Genomic DNA, 24,951 nt, shown 5'->3' on the forward strand with positions numbered 1-24,951 from the left:
CCGCACATTTCGTTCATACAATATCTTGACTAAATAAACACCCAACTTACACATACACAGCTCTGGCTTAAGCAAGGAGGGTTATACCAGTTGAAGGAAAAAGCGTATCAATCTAAACCTTTACTCACAAAGAGAGAGAGAGAAGTATTTGAATTACTGGTTCAAGATAAAACAACGAAGGAAATTGCAGGTGAACTTTTTATCAGTGAAAAGACAGTTCGCAACCACATCTCAAACGCAATGCAAAAGCTAGGGGTTAAAGGACGTTCACAAGCAGTTGTTGAGCTTCTTCGTATGGGAGAGCTCGAGTTATAAAAAGAAAGCCGACTTATATAAAGAGTCGGCTATTTTTTTGTTTCATGCGTTATATGAATGATAAGAACACTCCATACATAAATAAGTAGTAAGGAGGGGATATGTTGAAAAGGATATTGTTAGTTTCAACAAGCGCTCATGATATGAATGGACACCCGACTGGTTTGTGGCTGGAAGAGCTCGCAGCTCCTTATAACTTGTTTAAAAAGGCTAAGTTTGATGTTGATATTGTATAGAAGAAACCGACTTTCTTATAGAAGGTCGGTTATTTTTCTATCTTGCAAATTACGAAAAAAAGGAGCAAAATAAAAAAGGTCCTAGTCTATACATGGGAAAATGAAAATTTTCATACAGAAGCATTTGAAGTGAGCGAACTTAAAGTGTGTAAAATATAATGATAAACATAAAAGATGATGAATGAGAAAACGGGTGATGAAGTTGAATAGAGCAATCGGTGTTATCGATTCAGGAGTTGGCGGTTTAACAGTAGCGAAGGAATTAATTCGTCAGTTGCCGAAAGAGCGTATCATATATTTAGGAGATACAGCACGTTGTCCTTATGGTCCACGTTCTCGAGAAGAAGTACGTCAATTTACGTGGGAAATGACAGAGCATTTACTAGACTTAAATATTAAAATGTTAGTTATTGCGTGTAATACAGCAACTGCAGTTGTATTAGAAGAGATGCAAAAACAATTATCAATTCCAGTAGTAGGAGTTATTCACCCAGGATCACGTACAGCTTTAAAAGTGACAAACACGTATCACGTTGGGATTATTGGAACGATTGGAACGGTGAAAAGTGGTGCATACGAAGAGGCGTTAAAGTCTATTAATAACCGTGTTATGGTAGAAAGTTTAGCTTGTCCACCTTTCGTTGAACTTGTAGAGAGTGGGAATTTCGAAAGTGAAATGGCGTATGAAGTTGTAAGAGAAACGCTACAACCACTGAAAAGTACCGATATTGATACACTTATATTAGGGTGTACACATTATCCGATTTTAGGACCTGTTATTAAAAAAGTAATGGGAGATAAAGTGCAACTAATTAGTTCTGGTGATGAAACAGCACGTGAAGTAAGTACAATCTTATATCATAGTAAAATGTTGAATGAAGGAGAAGAACAAAGCGATCATCTCTTCTTAACAACAGGAAAAATAGGCTTGTTTAAAGAAATTGCATCAAAATGGTTCGGTCAACCGATTGAAAATGTGAAGCATATTCATTTAGAAAAAGAATAATAGTAGAATTTATATAAGTGAGCTCCTGAGAAATCAGGAGTTTTTGTTTTATCTTGCTATTTGCTGGGGAGTAAGACCCCTACTGATTAAAGTTTCAATTTATAAGAGGCGCAGCTTGTTCTAAAACGTGAAACAGCTCGTATACATAATAGTACAAACTTAGATTTTAGGGGGGAATGGCATGCCTAAATCCACTTTTAAATGGGTTGTTGGTGCTACTGTGAGCGCTGTTTTACTAACAGGGTGTGGCTTTATAAATCAAGAGAAAGCAACTGAACAAATTGATCCGCCAAAACAAGTTACGTATACAGAGGGTGGGAAGAAAGAAGTAGCTAAAAAAGATAAGCAAGGGCAAATGGTAAACAGAGAACTATACCTTGTTGATAAAAATGGTTATGTTGTACCACAAACGTTAGCTATACCTACTCCGAAAGCAAATGAGACTGTGAAGCAAACGTTAGAATACCTTGTGAAAGATGGACCGGTAACGAATTTATTACCGAATGGGTTTCGTGCAGTCATTCCGGCGAATACAACGATGACTTTAGATTTGAAAAAGGACGGAACGGCAGTTATTGATTTCTCTAAAGAAATGAAAAACTATGCGAAAGAAGAAGAGCGTCAAATCGTTGAATCTATAGCTTGGACGTTGACGCAATTTACAGAGATAAAACAAGTGCAGTTCCAAATAAATGGTGAGAAATTGGCAAAGATGCCGGTTGGTGGTACACCGCTTGGTGAAGGAGTGAGCCGTGCAAATGGTATTAACTTCGATGATGAACAAGTAGCAGATGTAACAAATACAAAACCAGTCACACTGTATTTTATGGCGCAAAATAATAATAAACAGCAATACTACGTACCAGTCACACGCCGCGTTGCGGAAGGTAAAGAAAATGACTATGCAGCAATTATAGATGAACTTGTAAAAGGTCCGATCCATCAATCGCTCCTGAATGATTTTAATCCAGGCGTTAAGCTTATTACGAATCCGAAATTACAAGACGGAAATCTTACATTAAACTTTAATGAAAATATATTTGTAAACCCAGATAAAAATATGATCTCAAATTACGTATTGAAGTCGTTAGTTTTATCTTTAACAGAAAAGAAAGGTGTGAAAAATATTTCTATTGAAGTGAATGGAAAAGCAAATCTTATAGATGAAAAGGGCGGAAAGTTAATAAAACCTGTAGATCGTCCAGAAAACGTGAATACAGGTAGTTTTTAATCTTGAATAATTTGATATACTTAAGTAAGAAAGGAGAATTGCTTTTTGGGTTCTCCTTCTTTTATTGTATACATATCATACATTTAAATTTGGCTATACTAACGAGTAGTAATTAAGAGGAGGTTATTTTTATGCGAGTAGATGGTAGAGAGAAAACAGAATTACGCCATATACATATTCATACGAATTATTTAAAACATCCAGAGGGATCTGTATTAATTGAAGTTGGGGATACAAAGGTGATTTGCTCAGCAACAATTGAAGAGCGTGTACCACCGTTTATGCGTGGAGAAGGAAAAGGATGGGTAACAGCTGAATACGCGATGATTCCGCGTGCAACAGAACAACGTACGATTAGGGAGTCAAGCAAAGGGAAAGTAACAGGGCGTACAATGGAAATCCAGCGCTTAATTGGACGAGCATTACGTGCGGTAGTTGATTTAGAAGCGCTTGGCGAGAGAACAGTTTGGATTGACTGTGATGTCATCCAAGCAGATGGTGGAACGAGAACAGCTTCTATTACAGGTGCATACGTAGCGATGGTATTAGCGTTTGAGAAGTTATTACAAGCAGAAAAAGTATCTAAAATTCCAGTAAAAGATTATTTAGCAGCAACGTCAGTAGGAATTGTTGAAGAGCAAGGTGTTGTTTTAGATTTAAACTATGCAGAAGATTCTAAAGCAGACGTTGATATGAATGTAATTATGACTGGAAAAGGTCAGTTTGTTGAAGTGCAAGGAACTGGAGAAGAAGCGACGTTTAGTAGAGCGCAGTTAAATGAATTACTTGATGCAGCAGAACAAGGCATTTTCCAACTGATTGATATGCAAAAAGAAGCGTTAGGTGACATCGTATCTCATATAGAGTAGAGGTGGAAAGTATGAAACAAGTTGTTGTAGCGACAAAAAATATGGGGAAAGTACGTGAATTTGCTGAGTTATTTGAGCGATTTGATTTAGAAGTGAAATCATTACACGATTTTCCTCATATTGAAGAAGTCGAAGAAACTGGTGAAACATTTGAAGAAAATGCGATCTTAAAAGCGGATAGTTTGAGTAGACAGTTGAATGCAATTGTAATTGCGGATGATTCAGGTCTTATTGTAGATGCGTTAAACGGGAAACCAGGCGTGTATTCAGCTCGTTTTGCTGGAGAGCCAAAAGATGATCAAGCGAATATTGATAAAGTTTTACAAGAGTTAAATGAAATACCGTTTGATAAGCGTAAAGCTCGCTTCTACTGTGCATTAGCAGTAGCTTTCCCTGAAGGTGATAAAAAGCCTGTCATTGTAAACGGGACATGTGAAGGATTTATTTTAGAACAACGCCGCGGAGAAAATGGCTTTGGATACGATCCGATCTTTTATGTGGAAGAATACAAAAAAGCAATGGCGGAATTAAGTTCAGATGAAAAAAATGCTATTAGTCACCGCGGACGTGCTCTTCGTAAGCTAGAAGAAAAAATCCCTGAATGGTTTTTAGGAGAATAAGGGAGAGAGATTGATGAAAGCTTTAATCGTAAGCGATAGTCATAGCTCTGTGAAGGAATTACAGCAGTTAAAAGAGAAGTATGAAGGGAAAGTAGATATCATGATTCATTGCGGTGATTCAGAGCTAACGCCTGCTCATGAAGAGCTGCAAGGTTTCCATGTTGTAAAAGGAAATTGTGATTATGCTAACTTTCAAGATGAAATTGTAACTGATGTAGATGGAATTCGCTTCTTAGTTGTACATGGGCATCGACATAATGTAAAAATGACATTACAAACGCTAGCGTACCATGCTGAAGAAGTGGGAGCGCAAGTTGCATGCTTTGGACATTCTCACGTATTAGGTGCGGAATTAATCGAGGGCGTTTTATTTATTAATCCAGGCAGTATTTTATTACCACGTCAGCGTGTAGAAAAGACATTTGCTTTATTAGAAATGGATGAAAATCAAATGGAAGTTCGTTTTGAAACGTTAGACGGACAACTAGTTGAACAGGCAGTTTTTAAAAGAGGATAAGAAAATTTATCCTCTTTTAAAAAAGGTGTTGACTTTATGTGTGGTTATACATATAATAAATATTGTCGATAGGGCAACGGCGCTAACGAAGAAAAGAAAATAACATATGCGGGTGTAGTTTAGTGGTAAAACAAGAGCCTTCCAAGCTCTGGTCGAGAGTTCGATTCTCTTCACCCGCTCCATGTCCCAGTAGCTCAGCCGGATAGAGCATACGCCTTCTAAGCGTACGGTCGGGAGTTCGAATCTCTCCTGGGACGCTAAAAAAACCTTGTTATCAAAAGATAACAAGGTTTTTTGTTTGTCTAAAATTTGATGTTTGGGTTATAAGTGTAGTTCATGCTTAATATTTGCGACCTTTCCTTTGATATTAAGCAGTTGCATATGTACTTTTTTTCTTAAATAAAAAGAGCGCCATTTATGCGCCCTATTCATCTTATTTAATTTAAAGAATTAATAGGTTTATGATGGAACTCAAATCCATATCTAGATTCTCTTAATTGTTTACTTGCAATATTATAAAATTCTTTACCATTCTAGTACGGTTGAGCAGCAGTTATCGGAACTTATCCCCGGCAGTGTGTTACAATTAATAGAAGCGGAAAATGAGAATCTCCAATTGACTGGACCTGTGATTGGTTAGATGGTTTAAGAAGGTCGTATAAAAAAGGGAGATGGCGCAAAGATGGCGAGATCAAATGAGAATGATTTAACGGAGAAATTGGCAGAAGGCCACCGAAAATATGGTGATGGCAATTTTACAGTACAGAACATCGGTGATGAAACTAACCCGAATTGGACTGTCGTAAAAAATGTGAGGAAGGGATCGGCAGGCATTCGCGAAGGAGAAGATATATTAAGACTGCGATCAAAATATATAAAATAGTACGGAAATGGGCGGAGTGGGAGCTCGAATTTCTCCTGGTACGCTACAAAAACCTTGTTATCTTTTGATAACAAGGTTTTCTGTTTAGTTATTAATAAACTTCTCAAATACAAAACCATAATCTTTCACATTATATTGTTTCTTCGTATCAACAAGCCAGTTAAAGGCAATCTCGTTCATTTCTTTAAATTGCTCTGCTAAATTTACTTGTGCGTTTGAAATGCGGCTAAAGGCATTAGATGCCATATCTAAACTTTTATGTGCATATTGTAATGTAATATCGTTGTCGTATGAAATTTCTTCGATTTTAAGTAAAGCCTTATATAAATCTTTTAATTCTTCAATATGTTTTTTATGAACATCAATTGAGTAATGTTCATCGCCCATTTGAAACTTAATTTCTACATCTAAATCAATCGTTCCTGCAGTTTCGAGCGCTACGTTTTTAATTTGATATTTACTATAACGAAAGCGGCGTAGTGTACGTTTTTTACTTGTTGCGCTTGTACCGTCTAAGTGAATTAACCCTTTGTTTGTGAAGCAATATTCATCTGATTTTGATTTAATTAGAAAGTAAATTTTCTCTCCATCTTCATGCATTACATAATCATCGGCATCGACCTTATCATAGTCTTTAGGTGTAATAACAGAACCTACATCGCTTAGTCCTAATACATCTGCGGCCATTTTTTTAAACATATATAATCCCCCTTGTAAATTAAATTCTTAATTGTATAAAAATATATTAACATGATTTTCATCCTTTGTTTTCTTGTAATACGAAAATATCTGAAGGTAAGTTAAGAAAAGTAATGAATAATTATTTTGATCCTAAATTATTTAGTAAATCTATTAGTTTAAGATTGGATTCTCCGAAAAATAACCAAGAGAAAAAAGTTAATTTTGCAAGTGATTATAGAGAAATTCCGTGAAAGCACCTCAAGCTATGTGAGGTGTTTTTCTATCCTCTTTTGAAATCTTACAATTCTGTAAGGTAACTGTAAGGTAGTTCGATGGTAACAAATTGCTAATCTTTTATAATGAAGATAACAACGATAAAACGAGGAGGCAGAAATGATGAAAGGATTAGTTGTAACGGGCTTAACGGTTGCTTTTGGATTTGTAGCATATGAGAAATTAACGTATGTAGTTGATGTTGTGAAACATTTGATTGCTTAGAGAAAACAGCCATGAGAGGGAAAGGGAATGAGTGAATGAATGGAATGGTTATTTGGAATTATAGGTACTTGTAGTGTAGTGTTATTGTTCTTTGTCCCAAGTGGTATACTTAGTTCGACAACAAGTTTGTTCTTCTTAAGTTTGTTTGCTTGTACGATGCTTATTATTATGTTTTTAATGAAGCGAAGTAAACCAATCTTCTATTTTAGCATGATTGTTATGGCAATTATTGTTCTCCAAATTATTACCCTTGTAATATACCCCACAATTATAAAAGCTTTCCATTAATGATGAATCCTCTGCGCTTGTTGCTGGGGATTTTTATTTGTACAATTTTAATTTTTAGTAGAGATTTATTCGTATTGGAATGTAAAAATTAAATATTTTTATATTTCAAACAAATAGTTTTGGGATGTTGTGTTCTCATTACGCATTTGATATATTTACTTTGAACATAATTAAAATCAAGAAAAAGAGGCGGACGTATGGATAAAAAAGAAAATACGGTCGTATTGTTTCCACAACTATCAGAGCGCTATATTGATGAAGGTTTTTTAGCGCTGAAAGAGCGGAAGTTCGAAGATGCATTGCGCTGCTTTGAAATATTACGTCAGTATAATGCGGAAACGGAACAAACGGAATTAGCTTCAGTTATTTGTTTACTCGAATTAAAACGTATGGAAGAAGCGAAAGACAAATGTGAACAGTTGCTTAAAACAGGAGTTGTCTTATTTGGTGATATTCTTGAAACGTACGTGACTATTTTAGTTCAAACAAATGATTATGAAGGTGTTATTGAAACTGTTGAAAAGGTTTTACAAACGAAAGATATAATGCCTGATCAAAAGGAAAAATTAGCGCAACTTGCTTTATTTGCAGAAGGTATGCTCAATGAGGGAGACGCATCGCTAGTCGATTCAAATTTTGAGTTGGATGAGTTTACTAATGAAATTTTTGGAGAAAACTTTGGACAGAAGCTAAGAGCGATTCAGCGACTTTCGTTAAAAGACTTAGATCTTGCATTACCTGTTTTAAAGAAATTTTTAATAGAAGAAGAGCAACACCCCTATTTGAAAACTTCTATTTTGTATAAAATGATAGAAAGTCAGGTAGAAGAGGAAATAGAGGTAGAAAAGTTTGGGAATACGATTAAGGTAATTCCAGCATTTACAGGTCATAATGAGGAGCAATCCAATAACATTATACATAAATTATCAAGTCGATTAGAGCAAAATTATCCCGATATATTTGAAGCAATGGTTACATATTGGAAAGAATTGCAAATTAGCGTTTTCCCATTTGCTCTATTAATGGATAAAGAAGAGATTTGGTCAGCTGTTTTAGAGAGAATTGGAAGAAAGCGTTTCGGATTGGCTATTGATGAAGAAGAGCTTATGGCAGCATACAATATCGAATTGGAAGAGTTTCATATTGCCTATCAATGGTTATTACGTGTTGAAAGAGAAGGATATTTGCCCGTATAATTATGAAAAAGAATCGTTCAGTTCTTGAAACGAGCATATTCTATGTTATAATGTAAGGGTTGCAAAAGGCAGAAAACTGCCTGTTTGTAAGAGAAGAGAAGTGTAATTCTCTTACTTAATATGTTTCATATTATTCTCGAACAAAATATACCGTAGTTGTCTTCTGGGCAATTAGTAGATTGGAACATTATATCTGAAAGCTTTTGCTAGAGGATTATTTGTGTATTTGTTATTTCAAAAAAGAGATAATGAAGATCTTAATCTATAGAGGTATGTGCATACATTATTATAGTTGGAGGGAAAGAATAAATGTCTACAAAATGGGAAAAATTAGAAGGTAACGTTGGCGTTTTAACAATCGAAGTTGATGCTAAAGAAGTAAACAACTCTATCGACGCTGCGTTCAAAAAAGTAGTAAAAACAATTAACGTACCAGGTTTCCGTAAAGGAAAAATGCCTCGTCCATTATTCGAACAACGCTTTGGTATTGAATCTTTATACCAAGATGCTTTAGATATCATTTTACCAAAAGCATACGGTGAAGCGATTGAAGAAGCTGGTATCTTCCCAGTTGATCATCCTGAAATCGACATCGAGAAGTTCGAAAAAAATGCTAACCTTATCTTCACTGCAAAAGTTACAGTGAAACCTGAAGTTAAATTAGGTGAGTACAAAGGTTTAGCAGTAGAAAAAGTTGAAACAACTGTAACTGACGAAGATGTAGAGAACGAATTAAAATCTTTACAAGAACGTCAAGCTGAACTAGTTGTTAAAGAAGAAGGAACTGTTGAAAACGGTGATACAGCTGTAATCGACTTCGAAGGTTTCGTTGATGGCGAAGCATTTGAAGGCGGAAAAGGCGAAAACTACTCTCTAGCAATCGGTTCTGGTACATTCATCCCAGGTTTCGAAGAGCAAGTAATCGGTCTTAAATCTGGTGAGTCTAAAGACGTTGAAGTATCATTCCCAGAAGAGTACCATGCTGCTGAATTAGCTGGCAAACCAGCAACATTCAAAGTAACAATTCACGAAATCAAAACAAAAGAACTTCCTGAGTTAAACGACGAGTTCGCTAAAGAAGCAGACGAAGCGGTTGCAACTCTTGATGAATTAAAAGCAAAACTTCGCACAAACTTAGAAGAAGGCAAAAAGCACGAAGCTGAGCACAAAGTACGTGACGAAGTAGTAGAATTAGCTGCTGCTAACGCTGAAATCGAAATTCCAGAAGCTATGATCAACACTGAGTTAGATCGTATGGTTCGTGAATTCGAGCAACGTTTAAGCCAACAAGGTATGAACCTTGAGCTTTACTACCAATTCACAGGTACTGATGCTGACAAATTAAAAGAGCAAATGAAAGAAGATGCACAAAAACGTGTAAGAATCAATCTTGTTCTTGAAGCTATCATTGAAGCTGAAAACATCGAAGTTACTGAAGAAGAAGTAACTGCAGAAGTTGAAAAAATGGCTGAAATGTACGGTATGCCAGTAGACGCTATCAAGCAAGCTCTTGGAAGCGTAGACGCTTTAGCTGAAGATCTTAAAGTTCGTAAAGCTGTAGACTTCTTAGTAGAAAACGCTGCATAATAAAATAACAAGGCACGATTAAAATCGTGCCTTGTTTTATAAATATAGAAATATATTTATAAAACTTTTCGATGGAGAAGGAAAAGTTCCTTTACAAGTCGAATATACATATTTCAAAAGTTTTAAAAATTTTTTATTTGTACATAACTAGTCATATTATTTGTATTTCTCGCCACGTAGTGACATAATATGTATTTACATACGATACATTTATCGTGTACATACGAAGGCAAGAGGTTAGCACTTTGTAAGGGGTGTGAAAATATGTTTAAATTTAATGATGAAAAAGGGCAATTAAAATGTTCTTTCTGTGGTAAAACACAAACGCAAGTTCGAAAGTTAGTGGCAGGTCCAGGTGTTTACATTTGTGACGAGTGTATCGAACTTTGTACTGAAATTGTACAAGAGGAGCTTGCGAAGGACGAAGAAGTAGAATTCAAAGATGTACCGAAACCGGTAGAAATTCGTGAAATCTTAGATGAGTATGTCATCGGGCAAGATAGCGCGAAAAAAGCACTAGCGGTAGCGGTATATAACCATTACAAACGCATTAATTCTAACAGCAAAATTGATGATGTAGAATTAGCGAAGAGTAATATCGCACTTATCGGGCCAACAGGTAGTGGTAAAACATTACTGGCACAAACTTTAGCGCGTATTTTAAATGTTCCATTTGCAATCGCGGACGCAACATCTTTAACAGAAGCTGGATATGTTGGGGAAGATGTAGAAAATATCTTACTAAAATTAATTCAAGCAGCTGATTATGATGTAGAGAAAGCGGAAAAAGGAATTATTTATATTGATGAGATTGATAAAGTGGCACGTAAGTCCGAAAATCCATCAATTACACGTGATGTATCTGGTGAAGGTGTGCAGCAGGCACTTCTGAAAATTTTAGAAGGTACTGTAGCAAGCGTTCCACCTCAAGGTGGTCGTAAGCATCCGCACCAAGAGTTTATTCAAATTGATACAACGAACATCTTATTTATTTGTGGTGGAGCGTTTGATGGCATTGAGCCGATTATTAAACGTCGCCTTGGTGAAAAAGTAATTGGATTTGGTTCTGAGAAGAAAAATGCTGATGTGAATGAGAAGCATGTTTTATCTCACGTATTACCAGAGGATCTTTTAAGATTTGGTTTAATTCCAGAGTTTATCGGTCGTCTTCCAGTTATTGCGAACCTAGAGCCACTTGATGAAGATGCTCTTGTTGATATTTTAACGAAACCGAAAAATGCACTTGTTAAGCAATTCCAAAAATTATTGGAGCTTGACGATGTTGAGTTAGAGTTTGAAGAAGGTGCACTAATCGAAATTGCGAAAAAAGCAATTGAACGTAAAACGGGTGCTCGTGGACTTCGTTCTATTATTGAAGGCTTAATGCTTGATGTAATGTTCGAACTTCCATCTCGTAAAGATATCGAGAAGTGTATTCTTACAAAAGAAACAGTAGCTGATAATGAGCCGCCAAAATTGGTGTTACAAGACGGTACTGTACTTGATACAAAAACATCTGCATAATGCGAAAGGGAAACAGCAATTTTTATAATTGCTGTTTTTCTTTATGTTTAGCTACGTTCCTCCGCGGAAATACTAAGAGATAAAATATTGCGGGAGGAAATAAATAATGAGCTGGACAAATATATTTTTAGTTGTTCAACTTGTTTTTGGTGTAATTGTCGGATTGTATTTCTGGCATTTACTTCGAAATCAACGAACACAAAAAGTTTCAATTGATCGAGAATCGAAAAAAGAATTAGAACAGCTTCGTAAAATGCGTGAGATTTCTTTAACAGAGCCGCTAGCAGAAAAGGTGCGTCCTACAACCTTTTTAGATATTGTAGGGCAAGAGGACGGAATTAAGTCGTTAAAAGCGGCTCTTTGTGGTCCGAATCCGCAACATGTAATCATATATGGCCCGCCAGGTGTTGGGAAAACAGCGGCAGCACGTCTTGTATTAGAAGAAGCGAAACGAAATCCTAAATCTCCATTTCGTACGAATGCAACATTTATTGAACTTGATGCGACAACAGCTCGGTTTGATGAACGTGGTATCGCAGACCCTTTAATAGGTTCGGTGCATGATCCGATTTATCAAGGTGCTGGGGCGATGGGGCAAGCAGGTATTCCGCAACCGAAAAAAGGTGCTGTAACAGATGCACATGGTGGTATTTTGTTTATTGATGAGATTGGCGAGCTCCATCCGATTCAAATGAACAAAATGTTAAAGGTGTTAGAAGATCGAAAAGTATTTTTAGAAAGTGCGTACTATAGTGAAGAAAATACGATGATCCCAACATATATACATGATATTTTCCAAAAAGGCTTACCGGCAGATTTTCGCTTAGTTGGAGCAACGACACGTTCGCCAGAGGAAATTCCTCCTGCTATTCGGTCACGTTGCTTAGAAGTATTTTTCCGTGAATTAGATACGGAAGAAATTCAAAAAGTAGCGAAAAATGCCGCGGAAAAAGTGGAAATGCAAATAGGTGAAAATGGTATTGAAATGATCGGGATGTATGCAAGGAATGGACGAGAAGCGATTAATCTCGTGCAAATCTCTGCTGGTATGGCGATAAATGAAGAACGTTCTTTCATTAAGGATGAAGATATAGAGTGGGTTGTTCACTCAAGTCAGCTTACACCGAAATATGAAAAGCGCATTTATCCGATTCCAAGGATTGGTCTTGTAAATGGTCTTGCTGTATACGGACCAAATACAGGTGCGTTATTAGAAATTGAAGTAACAGCAATCAAGGCGAAAGATAAAGGATCGGTAAATGTTACCGGAATTGTGGAAGAAGAAAGTATTGGTAGTCAAACGAAATCGATTCGTCGTAAAAGTATGGCGAAAGGCTCTGTTGATAATGTATTAACAGTACTTCGTTCTTTAGATGTGTTGCCAGAAGGATATGATATACATATTAATTTTCCAGGTGGTATCCCGATTGATGGACCTTCTGCAGGAATCGCTATGGCAACAGGTGTATATTCTGCGGTGCACCGCACGTATGTAAATAATGAAGTAGCGATGACAGGGGAAATAAGTATACACGGAGAAGTAAAACCTATTGGTGGCGTGTACGCAAAAATAAAAGCTGCGAAAAAAGCGGGAGCTAAGAAAGTCATTATTCCTGCTGAAAATATGCAACCATTTTTGTATACGATCAAGGGAATTGAAATTATTCCTGTCCGTAAGTTAAAAGAAGTATTTGAGTTAACGTTTATGCAAGAAAATATGCATAGAGAGCTAGATGTACATACTCACGTAGACGAAACAGATGCACAATCTATGTGAAAATAAACAATAATAAAATTTGCCAGACTTCGTTTAAGTTTGTATGCTTAATCGGAGTCTTTTTTCTTTTCGTGAGGTAGAAAAACAAGCTATTTACAATTGCACGGAATCTCAGCAATTGCATCTAGGTGTATTGTAATATAAAATAGTTGAACAGGAGTTTAATTTATTATGGAGGTGCTATGTCTAGTATGAATACGAACGAAAGAATCGTGCCCCTCCTACCATTAAGAGGCGTTCTCGTATATCCAACGATGGTTTTGCATCTTGATGTAGGACGTGATAAATCGATACAAGCACTAGAGCAGGCGGCAATGGATGAAAATATCATCTTTTTAGCAATGCAAAAAGAAATGAATATCGATGATCCGAAAGAAGATGACATATATAGTGTAGGTACGGTGGCGAAAGTGAAGCAAATGTTAAAATTGCCGAACGGTACGCTTCGTGTCCTTGTGGAAGGTTTACATAGAGCAGAAGTAATAGAGTTTATCGAAGAAGAAAATGTAGCACAAGTGTCGATTAAAACGGTAACTGAAGAAGTAGAAGATGATTTAGAAGAGAAAGCTCTTATGCGTACGTTACTGGAGCATTTCGAACAATATATTAAAGTTTCGAAAAAAGTTTCAAATGAAACATTTGCAACGGTAGCTGATGTGGAAGAACCAGGGAGATTAGCTGATCTAATTGCTTCTCACTTGCCGATTAAAACGAAGCAGAAACAAGAGATTCTAGAGATTGTATCTGTAAAAGAACGATTACAAACACTTATTTCAATTATTCAAGATGAACAAGAGTTACTTAGCCTAGAAAAGAAAATTGGGCAAAAAGTGAAACGTTCCATGGAGCGCACGCAAAAAGAATATTTCTTACGTGAGCAAATGAAGGCGATTCAAACTGAACTTGGCGACAAAGAAGGCAAGGGCGGAGAAGTAGAAGAACTTCGTGAGAAAATTGAACAGTCAGGAATGCCGGAAGAAACAATGAAGGCTGCGCTGAAAGAATTAGATCGTTATGAAAAGTTACCAGCAAGTTCTGCGGAGAGTGGTGTTATTCGCAATTATATTGATTGGTTATTAGCGCTTCCGTGGACAGAGGCAACAGAAGATATAATTGATCTTGCTCATTCGGAAGAGATTTTAAATAACGATCATTACGGTCTTGAAAAAGTGAAAGAGCGTGTACTTGAATATTTAGCTGTACAGAAGTTAACGAATTCATTAAAAGGACCTATCCTTTGTTTAGTAGGCCCTCCTGGGGTCGGCAAAACTTCGTTAGCGCGTTCAATTGCAACATCATTGAATCGTAACTTCGTCCGTGTATCTCTTGGTGGTGTGCGTGATGAATCTGAAATTCGTGGTCACCGCCGTACATATGTTGGAGCAATGCCAGGACGCATTATTCAAGGTATGAAAAAGGCGAAAACAGTTAATCCAGTCTTCTTATTAGATGAGATTGATAAAATGTCTAACGATTTCCGTGGAGATCCATCAGCGGCATTACTTGAAGTATTAGATCCAGAACAAAACCATAACTTCAGTGATCATTACATTGAAGAACCATATGATCTATCAAAAGTTATGTTTGTAGCAACTGCTAATACACTTTCAAGTATTCCAGGTCCATTACTTGACCGTATGGAAATCATTTCGATTGCTGGCTATACAGAACTTGAAAAAGTACACATTGCTCGTGAGCATTTATTGCCGAAACAATTAAAAGAACATGGCTTACGAAAAGGTAATTTACAAGTGCGTGATGAAGCGCTGCTTGAGATTATTCGTTATTATACACGTGAGGCTGGTGTTCGTACGCTAGAGCGCCAAATTGCAAAAGTTTGCCGTAAAGTAGCGAAGATTATCGTTACAGCAGAACGTAAACGTATCGTTGTGACAGAGAAAAAGATTGTTGATTTACTTGGTAAACACATATTCCGTTATGGGCAAGCTGAAAAAACAGACCAAGTTGGTATGGCAACAGGTCTAGCTTACACAGCAGCAGGCGGCGATACACTTGCCATTGAAGTTTCTGTAGCGCCAGGAAAAGGGAAACTAATTTTAACAGGGAAACTTGGGGATGTTATGAAAGAATCAGCACAAGCTGCGTTTAGTTATATACGTTCTCGTGCAGAAGAGCTTCAGATCGATCCGAATTTCCATGAGAAAAATGATATTCATATTCACGTTCCAGAAGGAGCAGTTCCAAAAGACGGACCGTCAGCAGGTATTACGATGGCAACGGCACTTATTTCTGCGCTAACAGGTATTCCTGTAAGTAAAGAAGTCGGTATGACAGGTGAAATTACACTTCGTGGTCGTGTATTACCAATTGGTGGTTTAAAAGAAAAAACATTAAGTGCTCACCGCGCAGGCTTAACAAAAATTATTTTGCCAGCAGAAAACGAGAAAGATTTAGATGATATTCCAGAGAGCGTAAAAGAAAACCTTACGTTTGTGCTTGCATCTCATTTAGATGAAGTATTGGAGCACGCATTAGTAGGAGTGAAACAATGAAAGTAACAAAAGCAGATATTGTAATTAGTGCTGTTAAACCAGAACAATATCCAGACAGTGATTTACCAGAAATTGCATTAGCAGGTCGTTCAAATGTGGGGAAGTCTTCCTTTATTAATAAAATTTTAAATCGTAAAAAGTTAGTACGTATTTCTTCTAAACCAGGAAAAACGCAAACGCTGAACTTTTTCTTAATCAATGAGATGATGCACTTTGTTGACGTTCCAGGTTATGGATATGCGAAAGTATCTAAATCGGAGCGCGCTGCATGGGGGAAAATGATTGAAACGTACTTTACAACGCGTGAACAATTAGACGCAGCTGTATTAGTAGTTGATTTACGTCACCAACCAACAAGTGATGACGTGATGATGTATGATTTCTTAAAGCATTATGAAATCCCAACAATTATTATTGCGACGAAAGCCGATAAAATTCCGAAAGGGAAATGGCAAAAGCATTTAAAAGTTGTAAAAGAAACGCTTGCTGTTGAAATTGGCGATGAAATTGTTCTATTCTCTTCTGAAACAGGACTTGGAAAAGAAGAAGCGTGGAAAGCAATTCATAAATTTACAAAAACAAAAAACGCGTGACGAATGTCGCGCGTTTTTGTTTTGCTAAATTTTTTAGCGTACGTTTAATGTAACTTCAATATTTCCTCGTGTTGCTTTCGAGTAAGGACATACACCGTGAGCGGCTTCTACAAGTTCTTGTGCTTCGCTATGTGAAACGCCAGAGACATGTACATCAAGTACAGCGGATAGGCCGAAACCACCATCTGTATCTTTTCCGATAGAAACGTGAGCAGTTACTTCTGTACTTTCTACTTTCACACGTTTTGTACGAATGACAAGTTGTAATGCACTATCGAAACAAGCTGCATAACCAGCTGCAAATAGTTGTTCTGGATTTGTTGCTTCTCCGCCTGCACCACCTAGTGCTTTCGGCATTTTTACATCAAGATTTAATATGCCATCATCTGAAACTACTTTCCCATTTCTTCCACCTGTTGCTGTTACTGAAGCAGTATATAATTTATCCATATTTATTCCCCTTTTCCATCATTAATTGTTTTCATTGTGTCAATCAGTTTATTTAGTTGAATTAATAAAGAGCGATATTCTTGCTCTGTAATTCCTAAGTTTGTAGCCATCGTTGTCGGTAATGAACAAGCCTTTTCCTTTAAATCTTTGCCCTGTTCTGTTAATTCAATACAAACTTTTCGCTCGTCTTCTTTGGAACGAACGCGTTTTACAAGTTTTAATGATTCCATACGTTTTAACATAGGTGTTAACGTACCAGAATCTAAAAATAGACGTTCTCCAATTTCTTTTACTGTTAGTCCATCTTGCTCCCATAGTACGAGTAAAGTAATGTACTGGGGATACGTAATACCCATTTCTTCTAAATAAGGTCGATAAAAACGAGTAACCTCTCTAGAGCAGGCGTAAATAGAAAAACAAAGTTGGTTATCTAGATGCAAAGAGTCTTCTGTCATAAATAACTCCCTTCTAATTAAGTTGTGCACAATTTAATTTTGTAAAACTAATATAACGAAAAAGAAATGCAATGTCAAATACATTGTATTGAGAAAGTCTTTGTTACATTTTGGAACAATCATACATATTTTCCTTCATGATGAAAGAAGATAGGGAAGATGATGTTATAATTTATATGGAATAGTTTCCATCACTTGATTATGAGGGCTTTTTTTGGTAACGTACAAATAGAGTTATTAATTTATAATCATTATAAAGTAGAAATTTTTTTATTAGTGTTACTGAATCTCCTTTATTACATACGGAGAATAATTAAAAAATAATCGGTTGTTCACACGATTGTCAGATTCATAAGAGGAAAGTTGTATTATGATAGTAGATAAAGTGATAAAACGGGTGAAGGGGGACATGCTGCGTGCATATTCTTGTTGTTAGTGTAAATTATCGAACAGCCCCTGTAGAATTTCGTGAGAAACTCACATTTCAGGCAGCAGAACTAGAGCGAGCGATGACTACATTACAAAATCAAAAGAGCGTGTTAGAGAATGTCATTGTGTCAACTTGTAATCGCACTGAGATTTATGCTGTTGTCGATCAATTACACACGGGACGGTATTATATTAAGAAGTTTTTAGCTGATTGGTTTCAGCTTGAAATAGAAGAAGTCGCGCCATATTTAACTATTTTTGAACAAGATGGCGCAATAGATCATTTATTCCGCGTAACGTGCGGTTTAGATTCAATGGTAGTCGGAGAAACGCAGATTTTAGGTCAAATAAAAGATAGCTTTTTAGAAGCGCAACAAGTTAAAGCAACAGGCACAATTTTTAATGAATTGTTTAAGCAAGTCATTACATTAGCAAAACGTGCCCACTCAGAAACAACAATCGGGGAAAGTGCAATGTCTGTTAGTTATGCTGCTGTTGAGCTTGGAAAGAAAATATTTGGCGAGTTAACAGATTGTCATGTGCTTATTCTTGGTGCTGGTAAAATGGGCGAACTTGCACTACAAAACTTATATGGAAGTGGTGCTCGTAAAGTAACAGTTATGAATAGGACGCTTTCGAAAGCAGAAGTAATGGCTGAGAAATATATGGGACATGCAAAATCGTTAAGCGAATTACAATGTGCATTATTAGAAGCAGATATTTTAATTAGTTCAACTGGTGCATCTGAGTATGTCATTACGAAAGAGATGATGACAAAGGTGGAGAAAATGCGCTCTGGTCGTCCATTATTTATGGTTGACATTGCAGTGCCGCGTGATATTGATCCAGCGATTGATGAGCTAGAAGGTTCTTTCTTGTATGATATTGATGATTTACAAGGAGTAGTGGAGGCAAACCGTGCTGAGCGTTTGAAAGAGGCAGAGAAAATTCAATTTATGATTGAAGAGGAAATTGTTCTATTTAAAACGTGGTTAAGTACACTTGGTGTTGTTCCATTAATATCAGCTCTTCGTGATAAGGCACTTGCAATCCAAAGTGAAACGATGGTAAGCCTAGAGCGAAAAATACCAAACCTTAGTGATCGTGAGAAAAAAGTTATTAGTAAGCATACGAAAAGTATTATTAATCAATTATTAAAAGACCCAATTTTAGTAGCGAAAGAAATAGCTGCTGAAGAGGGAGCGAGCGAAAAGTTAGCGTTATTTGCAAAGATTTTTGATTTAGAAACGGAAGAAGTAGAGAGTCGTGCGGAAGAAGTAGAACATAAAAGAGTGTGGACACCATCCGTTCCATCTTTATAATTTGGAAGGATGATCGGATGAGTTTTTTAAATAACAGTATTATTTATCATATTGCAATTATTTTATATGCTTGTAGCATTAGTTTATATTTTATAGATTATTTCCAAAGTAACCGAAAGGCGAACCGATTTGCTTTTTGGTTACTTGCGATTGTATGGGTCCTGCAGTCTATTTTTATGTTGCTTAGAGCTACAGATTCAGAAACGAATCCTATTTTAACTTTATTATCAGGGATTTATTTTTATGTTTGGTTATTGATTACGATGTCGTTAGTTATTAATCGATTTATGAGAATTGACTTTTTAGTCTTTTTTACAAATGTTGTAGCATTTGGCGTAAGCGCTTTTTCTATTTTTACACCGCTCGGAAAGATGTCGCCAGTACTTGCGGAACAATTAGTTTCAGAACTTGTATACGTACATGTCGGTATGGCAATTATTTCTTACGCAACGTTTACTGTATCGTTCATTTTTTCTATTATGTATTTATTGCAATATCGCCTATTAAAAAAGAAAAAATGGAATGCGAGATTAAGAAGGTTAGGGAATTTACCGAAGCTAGAATCTATGTCTTACGGATTAAATTTATTTTCTGTTCCATTTTTCTTACTAGCAATTTTATTAGGATGTATATGGGGATATACAAAATTGGATAATTTCCATTGGTATGATACGAAAGTAATCGGATCTTTTGTCGTTCTATTTGTGTATTGCACAGGTTTATATTTACGAGCGGCAGATGTGTTGCAAGGTAAGAAAATTGTACAGTGGAATATCGGATCGTTTCTCGTAATGCTAGTAAACATTTTTCTATTAAGCAGTTTGTCCAATTTCCACTTTTGGTATTTATAATGAGGAGAGAGAATTATGCGCAAAATTATTGTAGGATCACGAAAGAGTAAACTAGCATTAACGCAAACAAACTGGTTTATTGATCAGTTAAAAGCCCTAGGTCTACCATATGAATTTGAAGTGAAAGAAATTGTCACAAAAGGTGATGTTATTTTAGATGTTACTCTTTCAAAAGTAGGCGGAAAAGGCTTGTTCGTTAAAGAAATTGAGCATGCGTTACTTACGAAAGAAATCGATATGGCTGTACATAGTATGAAAGATATGCCAGCTGTACTTCCAGAAGGTTTAATGATTGGCTGTACACCAAAGCGTGTTGACCCTCGTGATGCTTTTATCTCAAAAAATGGAGCATCGTTTAAAGAGTTAGCGGAAGGTGCTATTTTAGGTACGAGTAGTTTAAGACGTAGTGCACAGCTACTCGCTGCGAGACCAGATTTACAAGTGAAGTGGATTCGCGGGAATATCGATACACGTTTACGTAAATTAAAAGAAGAAGATTACGATGCGATTATTTTAGCGACAGCTGGATTACAAAGAATGGGCTGGGATAATGATGTTATTACAGAACATTTAGATGATACGTTATGTGTACCTGCTGTAGGACAAGGTGCATTAGCGATTGAGTGTCGTGAGGATGATAAGGATTTATTGCAGTTGTTAGCGCATATTAATGATACGATAACAGAAAGAACAGTGGCAGCGGAGCGAGTATTTCTTCATAAACTTGAAGGTGGATGCCAAGTTCCAATTGCTGGATATGCAACCCTTACAGAAAACGATGCAATCGAATTAACAGCTCTTGTCGGCTCTATGGATGGCTCTGTTTTATTAAAAGAGACAGTAGTGGGTACTAATCCTGAGGAAGTAGGGTTAGAGGCCGCGGACCGTTTAATTAAACAAGGCGCCAAAGAACTCATTCTTGCTGCAAATAAGGAGCAACAATAAATATGAACGCTCTCGCTGGAAAAACGGTATTGATTACACGTGCCCAGCATCAAGCGAAACAAATGAGTGTAGCAGTGAAAGAAAAGAGCGGAATTCCATTGGAAATTCCGCTTTTGCGTATGGAAGGTATGTCTCATAGGCAAATTCAACATATTGAAGAGCAGCTACATTCATACGACTGGGTTATTTTTACGAGCAGAAATGGTGTAGCTTTTTTTCTAGATAGTTTAAAAAAGAAACTACCGCTAACCATTAGAATCGCTGCGGTAGGTGTGAAAACAAAATTAGAGTTAGAAAAAAGGGGCTATCAAGTTCATTTTGTTCCGACTTCATTTGTTGCAGAAGCATTTGCAGAAGAGTTTCTAAAAGAATTAAGTGGAAACGAACGTATTTTATTTCCGAAAGGGAATTTAGCAAGAGAGGTAATTCCGGTTGCGCTTCGGGAAATTGGTGTTTCTCTAGATGAGCTAATCGTATACGGTACGAAAGTGAATATAGAAAAAAAGCAAGAACTTATAGCAGCATTGAAGTTAGGGAAAGTAGACATTATTACATTTACGAGCCCTTCAACTGTTACTAGTTTTGTTCGTTTACTTGAGGGTACAAACTGGAGAGAATGGACAAAAAAATGTACAATTGCTTGTATAGGACCTATTACGGAAAAAGAGGCAAGTCTTTATTTTCCGTCTGTTATTGTGCCGAAAGAGTACACTGTAGAAGCATTACTACAATATGTTTGTGAATCTATAAAATGAAAGAATGGGGATAGAAATCTATGAACTCTTTACAATTTAATCGTCATCGTCGTTTAAGACAAAGCGGGGGCATGCGTGCACTTGTGCGTGAAACGTTTTTACATACGGAAGATTTTATTTACCCTATTTTTGTATTAGAAGGTGAAAATGTTCGTAATGAAGTTCCTTCTATGCCGGGCGTATATCAAATGTCTTTAGATTTATTGCAAGCTGAAATGCAAGAAGTTGTTGATTTAGGTATTCGTTCTGTTATTGTATTTGGTTTACCTGCTGAAAAGGATGAAGTTGGATCATCAGCATATTGTGATCATGGAATTGTACAACGTGCTATTCAGCAAATTAAAGGTGATTTCCCTGAGCTAGTAGTAGTTGCAGATACATGTTTATGTCAATTTACAAGCCATGGTCATTGCGGTGTAATTGAAGATGGGATTATTTTAAATGACGAGTCTCTTGCAGTTCTTGCGAAAACAGCTGTAAGTCAAGCGAAAGCAGGAGCGGATATTATTGCGCCATCAAACATGATGGACGGCTTCGTAACAGCAATTCGTCATGCATTAGACGAAAATGGTTTTGGACACGTGCCAGTTATGTCGTACGCTGTGAAATATTCATCAGCATTTTATGGACCATTCCGTGATGCTGCGCACGGTGCACCGCAATTTGGTGACCGTAAAACATATCAAATGGATCCGGCAAACCGTATGGAAGCATTCCGTGAAGCAGAATCAGATGTAATGGAAGGTGCAGATTTCTTAATCGTAAAACCAGCTCTTTCTTACTTAGATATCGTTCGTGATGTGAAAAATAACTTTAATTTACCAGTTGTCGCTTATAATGTAAGTGGTGAATATTCGATGATTAAAGCGGCAGCGCAAAATGGTTGGATTAATGAAAAAGAAGTTGTTCTTGAAAAATTAATTAGTATGAAACGTGCAGGGGCAGATTTAATTATTACGTATCATGCAAAAGATGCAGCAAGATGGTTACAAGAAGGAGGCGCTAAATAATGAAAAAGTTTGATAAGTCAATTGCAGCGTTTGAAGAGGCGCAAGACTTAATGCCTGGTGGCGTAAATAGCCCGGTTCGTGCCTTTAAGTCTGTTGGGATGAATCCGTTGTTTATGGAGCGTGGAAAAGGCTCTAAAGTATATGATATCGATGGGAATGAATACATCGACTACGTATTATCATGGGGTCCTTTAATTCATGGTCATGCAAATGATCGTGTTGTAGAAGCGTTAAAATCTGTTGCTGAAAGAGGTACAAGCTTCGGTGCACCAACAGAAATTGAAAATAAATTAGCAAAACTTGTTATTGAGCGCGTGCCATCAATTGAGATTGTGCGTATGGTTAACTCTGGAACGGAAGCAACAATGAGTGCACTACGTTTAGCTCGTGGTTATACAGGTCGTAATAAAATCTTGAAATTTATTGGTTGTTACCACGGTCATGGTGATTCGTTATTAATTAAAGCTGGTTCTGGTGTGGCGACTTTAGGTTTACCAGATAGTCCTGGTGTACCAGAAGGTGTAGCGAAAAATACGATTACAGTAGCTTATAACGATTTAGAAAGCGTAAAATACGCGTTTGAACAATTCGGTGATGATATTGCTTGTGTAATTGTAGAACCAGTAGCAGGAAATATGGGGGTTGTTCCTCCGCAGCCTGGATTTTTAGAAGGTCTTCGTGAAGTAACAGAACAAAACGGTGCATTGCTTATTTTTGATGAAGTAATGACAGGGTTCCGAGTAGCTTATAATTGTGGCCAAGGTTATTATGGCGTAACGCCTGATTTAACATGCCTAGGTAAAGTAATCGGTGGTGGTTTACCGGTAGGAGCATACGGTGGTAAAGCGGAAATTATGCGCCAAGTTGCGCCAAGCGGACCGATTTACCAAGCTGGTACTTTATCAGGTAATCCACTTGCAATGGCGGCAGGTTATGAAACGTTAGTACAGTTAACGCCAGAATCATATGTAGAATTTGAGCGTAAAGCTGAAATGTTAGAAGCTGGATTACGTAAAGCAGCTGAAAAACATGGCATTCCGCATCATATTAACCGTGCAGGCTCTATGATTGGTATTTTCTTTACAGATGAACCCGTTATTAATTACGATGCAGCAAAATCTTCAAACTTAGAATTCTTTGCGGCTTACTATCGTGAAATGGTAGAACAAGGTGTATTCTTACCACCATCTCAATTCGAAGGTTTATTCTTATCGACAGCACATAGTGATGCAGATATTGAAGCGACGATTGCAGCAGCTGAAATTGCAATGTCAAAATTAAAAGCGTAGTGTATTAGAGAAAATCGCTCTCCATAAGGGGAGCGATTTTTTTTATTCATAAAGTAAGCTTCCCACACATAAATCTGTAATGACATATAGTTTGGGAGGGGGAAAAGAAGTGGCTACAGATCATTCATTACGATTTTCATTAAAAGAATCTGTGTGGTTCCAAAAAGGACAGGAAGTCGAAGAACTTTTGTCAATTTCGTTAGATCCAGACGTTGAGATAGAAGAGCTTGATCATGAAGTAATCGTGAGAGGACAATTAGATTTAACGGGAGAGTATGTTGCACGAAAAGATGATTCCGCGTATTCATTAAGAGAACTATCGCCAGCAAAGTCAATTGATTATGTAGAAACAAGAGAAGATGGGGTTAATGAACTTGTTCATTCCTTTCCACTTGAAATATCAATTCCGAGAAATCGAGTGAAAGTAATTGAAGAGCTATATGTATCAATCGAGGAATTTGATTATGAATTAAAGGAAAATGGTTGCTTACAATTATTAGCGGATATATCTATTACCGGTTTGTGTGATGAAGAGAGAAGCGAGGATGAAGTTGAAGAGGAAGAAACGGTGTATGCTGAGTTAGAAGAAGATTCAGCGCAAGAGGATGAAAATAGACCGGCGCCGCATGTAGAAGAACCAGCATATAAGGAATCAGATGAGTGGGAAGATTACGCATTTGAACCGTTCCAATTAGAGGAAAGAAAAGAGCAGGAATTAGAAGAAGAGAAAATAGAAGAACATGAATTTGTGGAACGTGAAGAGGAGCAAGAAACAACCCCGCAATTTGAACTGTTCGGACGAAAAGATTTCAAGAAAGAAAAAGCGAAAAAGCAGGAAGAACAAGAAGAAGAGTACTCACAGCGAGATGAAAATGCGCTTTATTTAACAAAACTATTTACGAAAGAACCGAAAGAAGAATTTACAAAGTTAAGAATGTATTTCGTGCAAGAAGGGGATACAATTGAATCTATTGCAGACCGTTATGAAACGTCTGTACAAAATTTATACCGTGCCAATCAAACAGAAGATATATTTTTAAATACGGGGCAAATTATTTATATTCCCGTTTCAAGGGTAAAGGCGAAATAAGGAAGTGAGTGTTTTCACTCA

General features: G+C 36.8%; 24 protein-coding genes, 2 tRNA genes and 1 pseudogene. 24 read left to right on the top strand and 3 right to left on the bottom strand.

The features are described 5' to 3' along the window. Positions 1-90: 90 nt before the first annotated feature. From gerE to ACS2QP_RS15660, 10 genes and pseudogenes are all read left to right on the top strand, one after another. Positions 91-315: a spore germination transcription factor GerE gene (gene gerE, locus ACS2QP_RS15615; RefSeq protein ID WP_000659484.1), complete on the top strand. Its 225-nt coding sequence runs from the start codon at positions 91-93 to the stop codon at positions 313-315. Positions 316-416: 101 nt separating this feature from the next. Continuing rightward, positions 417-548 (top strand): annotated as a pseudogene (locus tag ACS2QP_RS15620) (type 1 glutamine amidotransferase domain-containing protein); the annotation flags it as partial. A 199-nt stretch (positions 549-747) separates the two neighbouring features. Next, entirely contained in the window at positions 748-1,557 is an 810-nt protein-coding gene (gene racE, locus ACS2QP_RS15625; RefSeq protein ID WP_438882590.1) for a glutamate racemase, read from the top strand. Between the two features lie 181 nt (positions 1,558-1,738). Then, on the top strand, positions 1,739-2,788 hold the full coding sequence (gene gerM, locus ACS2QP_RS15630; protein WP_001126746.1) for a spore germination protein GerM: 1,050 nt from the start codon (positions 1,739-1,741) through the stop codon (positions 2,786-2,788). A 131-nt stretch (positions 2,789-2,919) separates the two neighbouring features. Next, positions 2,920-3,657, top strand: coding sequence for a ribonuclease PH (gene rph, locus ACS2QP_RS15635; RefSeq protein WP_001261765.1), 738 nt, complete (start codon positions 2,920-2,922; stop codon positions 3,655-3,657). A gap of 11 nt (positions 3,658-3,668) precedes the next feature. After that, entirely contained in the window at positions 3,669-4,277 is a 609-nt protein-coding gene (locus ACS2QP_RS15640) for an XTP/dITP diphosphatase (protein ID WP_000815939.1), read from the top strand. Between the two features lie 13 nt (positions 4,278-4,290). Beyond that, complete coding sequence (locus ACS2QP_RS15645) at positions 4,291-4,794, top strand: metallophosphoesterase (protein WP_000645488.1); 504 nt, start codon at positions 4,291-4,293, stop codon at positions 4,792-4,794. Positions 4,795-4,902: 108 nt separating this feature from the next. Continuing rightward, positions 4,903-4,976, top strand: a tRNA-Gly gene (locus ACS2QP_RS15650). 1 nt (position 4,977) lies between these two features. Further along, positions 4,978-5,051, top strand: a tRNA-Arg gene (locus ACS2QP_RS15655). A 425-nt stretch (positions 5,052-5,476) separates the two neighbouring features. Beyond that, on the top strand, positions 5,477-5,677 hold the full coding sequence (locus ACS2QP_RS15660; protein ID WP_000124460.1) for a hypothetical protein: 201 nt from the start codon (positions 5,477-5,479) through the stop codon (positions 5,675-5,677). 84 nt (positions 5,678-5,761) lie between these two features. On the opposite strand, the gene ACS2QP_RS15665 is transcribed toward ACS2QP_RS15660, so the two are convergent. Continuing rightward, entirely contained in the window at positions 5,762-6,376 is a 615-nt protein-coding gene (locus ACS2QP_RS15665) for a PH domain-containing protein (protein WP_000473863.1), read from the bottom strand. Between the two features lie 519 nt (positions 6,377-6,895). On the opposite strand from ACS2QP_RS15665, the gene ACS2QP_RS15670 reads away from it, so the two are divergent. From ACS2QP_RS15670 to ysxC, 7 genes are all read left to right on the top strand, one after another. Further along, complete coding sequence (locus ACS2QP_RS15670) at positions 6,896-7,144, top strand: hypothetical protein (protein WP_001983650.1); 249 nt, start codon at positions 6,896-6,898, stop codon at positions 7,142-7,144. 197 nt (positions 7,145-7,341) lie between these two features. Further along, positions 7,342-8,340 (top strand): hypothetical protein, encoded by a 999-nt coding sequence (locus tag ACS2QP_RS15675; RefSeq protein WP_000358277.1) that lies wholly within the window; start codon positions 7,342-7,344, stop codon positions 8,338-8,340. Positions 8,341-8,649: 309 nt separating this feature from the next. After that, the gene (tig, locus tag ACS2QP_RS15680) at positions 8,650-9,927 is read left to right on the top strand and encodes a trigger factor (RefSeq protein WP_000105215.1); all 1,278 of its coding nucleotides are present in this window, start codon (positions 8,650-8,652) and stop codon (positions 9,925-9,927) included. Positions 9,928-10,191: 264 nt separating this feature from the next. Next, positions 10,192-11,451, top strand: coding sequence for an ATP-dependent protease ATP-binding subunit ClpX (gene clpX, locus ACS2QP_RS15685; protein WP_000472289.1), 1,260 nt, complete (start codon positions 10,192-10,194; stop codon positions 11,449-11,451). A gap of 106 nt (positions 11,452-11,557) precedes the next feature. Next, positions 11,558-13,228: an ATP-dependent protease LonB gene (gene lonB / locus ACS2QP_RS15690; protein WP_000119175.1), complete on the top strand. Its 1,671-nt coding sequence runs from the start codon at positions 11,558-11,560 to the stop codon at positions 13,226-13,228. 182 nt (positions 13,229-13,410) lie between these two features. Next, entirely contained in the window at positions 13,411-15,741 is a 2,331-nt protein-coding gene (gene lon, locus ACS2QP_RS15695) for an endopeptidase La (RefSeq protein WP_438882591.1), read from the top strand. Continuing rightward, positions 15,738-16,334 (top strand): ribosome biogenesis GTP-binding protein YsxC, encoded by a 597-nt coding sequence (gene ysxC, locus ACS2QP_RS15700; RefSeq protein ID WP_000869116.1) that lies wholly within the window; start codon positions 15,738-15,740, stop codon positions 16,332-16,334. The genes lon and ysxC overlap by 4 nt, the downstream gene beginning before the upstream one ends. Before the next feature lie 33 nt (positions 16,335-16,367). On the opposite strand, the gene ACS2QP_RS15705 is transcribed toward ysxC, so the two are convergent. Together ACS2QP_RS15705 and ACS2QP_RS15710 are read right to left on the bottom strand one after the other, a co-directional pair. Beyond that, a complete protein-coding gene (locus ACS2QP_RS15705) occupies positions 16,368-16,784 on the bottom strand; it encodes an organic hydroperoxide resistance protein (RefSeq protein ID WP_438882592.1) in 417 nt (138 codons plus the stop codon). 2 nt (positions 16,785-16,786) lie between these two features. Then, a complete protein-coding gene (locus ACS2QP_RS15710) occupies positions 16,787-17,239 on the bottom strand; it encodes a MarR family winged helix-turn-helix transcriptional regulator (RefSeq protein WP_000133916.1) in 453 nt (150 codons plus the stop codon). Positions 17,240-17,655: 416 nt separating this feature from the next. Between ACS2QP_RS15710 and hemA the strand changes: the two genes are divergently transcribed. From hemA to spoVID, 7 genes are all read left to right on the top strand, one after another. Beyond that, positions 17,656-18,990, top strand: a complete 1,335-nt coding sequence (gene hemA, locus ACS2QP_RS15715; RefSeq protein ID WP_000547868.1) for a glutamyl-tRNA reductase — start codon at positions 17,656-17,658, stop codon at positions 18,988-18,990. Positions 18,991-19,007: 17 nt separating this feature from the next. After that, positions 19,008-19,841 carry a cytochrome c biogenesis protein gene (locus ACS2QP_RS15720; protein WP_000008991.1) on the top strand — a complete coding sequence of 278 codons (834 nt, stop codon included), beginning with the start codon at positions 19,008-19,010 and terminating at the stop codon, positions 19,839-19,841. A 15-nt stretch (positions 19,842-19,856) separates the two neighbouring features. Next, the gene (hemC, locus tag ACS2QP_RS15725) at positions 19,857-20,786 is read left to right on the top strand and encodes a hydroxymethylbilane synthase (RefSeq protein WP_001226407.1); all 930 of its coding nucleotides are present in this window, start codon (positions 19,857-19,859) and stop codon (positions 20,784-20,786) included. A gap of 2 nt (positions 20,787-20,788) precedes the next feature. Beyond that, positions 20,789-21,541 (top strand): uroporphyrinogen-III synthase, encoded by a 753-nt coding sequence (gene hemD, locus ACS2QP_RS15730; RefSeq protein ID WP_000992353.1) that lies wholly within the window; start codon positions 20,789-20,791, stop codon positions 21,539-21,541. Between the two features lie 20 nt (positions 21,542-21,561). After that, on the top strand, positions 21,562-22,551 hold the full coding sequence (gene hemB / locus ACS2QP_RS15735) for a porphobilinogen synthase (RefSeq protein ID WP_001087065.1): 990 nt from the start codon (positions 21,562-21,564) through the stop codon (positions 22,549-22,551). Next, the gene (gene hemL, locus ACS2QP_RS15740) at positions 22,551-23,840 is read left to right on the top strand and encodes a glutamate-1-semialdehyde 2,1-aminomutase (RefSeq protein WP_000712943.1); all 1,290 of its coding nucleotides are present in this window, start codon (positions 22,551-22,553) and stop codon (positions 23,838-23,840) included. Before hemB ends, hemL begins: the two co-directional genes overlap by 1 nt. 79 nt (positions 23,841-23,919) lie before the next feature. After that, complete coding sequence (gene spoVID, locus ACS2QP_RS15745) at positions 23,920-24,930, top strand: stage VI sporulation protein D (RefSeq protein WP_438882593.1); 1,011 nt, start codon at positions 23,920-23,922, stop codon at positions 24,928-24,930. The last annotated feature ends 21 nt before the right edge of the window (positions 24,931-24,951 follow it).

Source organism: Bacillus cereus group sp. Bce019 (genome assembly GCF_051781745.1).
GTDB classification, from domain to species: Bacteria; Bacillota; Bacilli; order Bacillales; family Bacillaceae_G; genus Bacillus_A; species Bacillus_A cereus.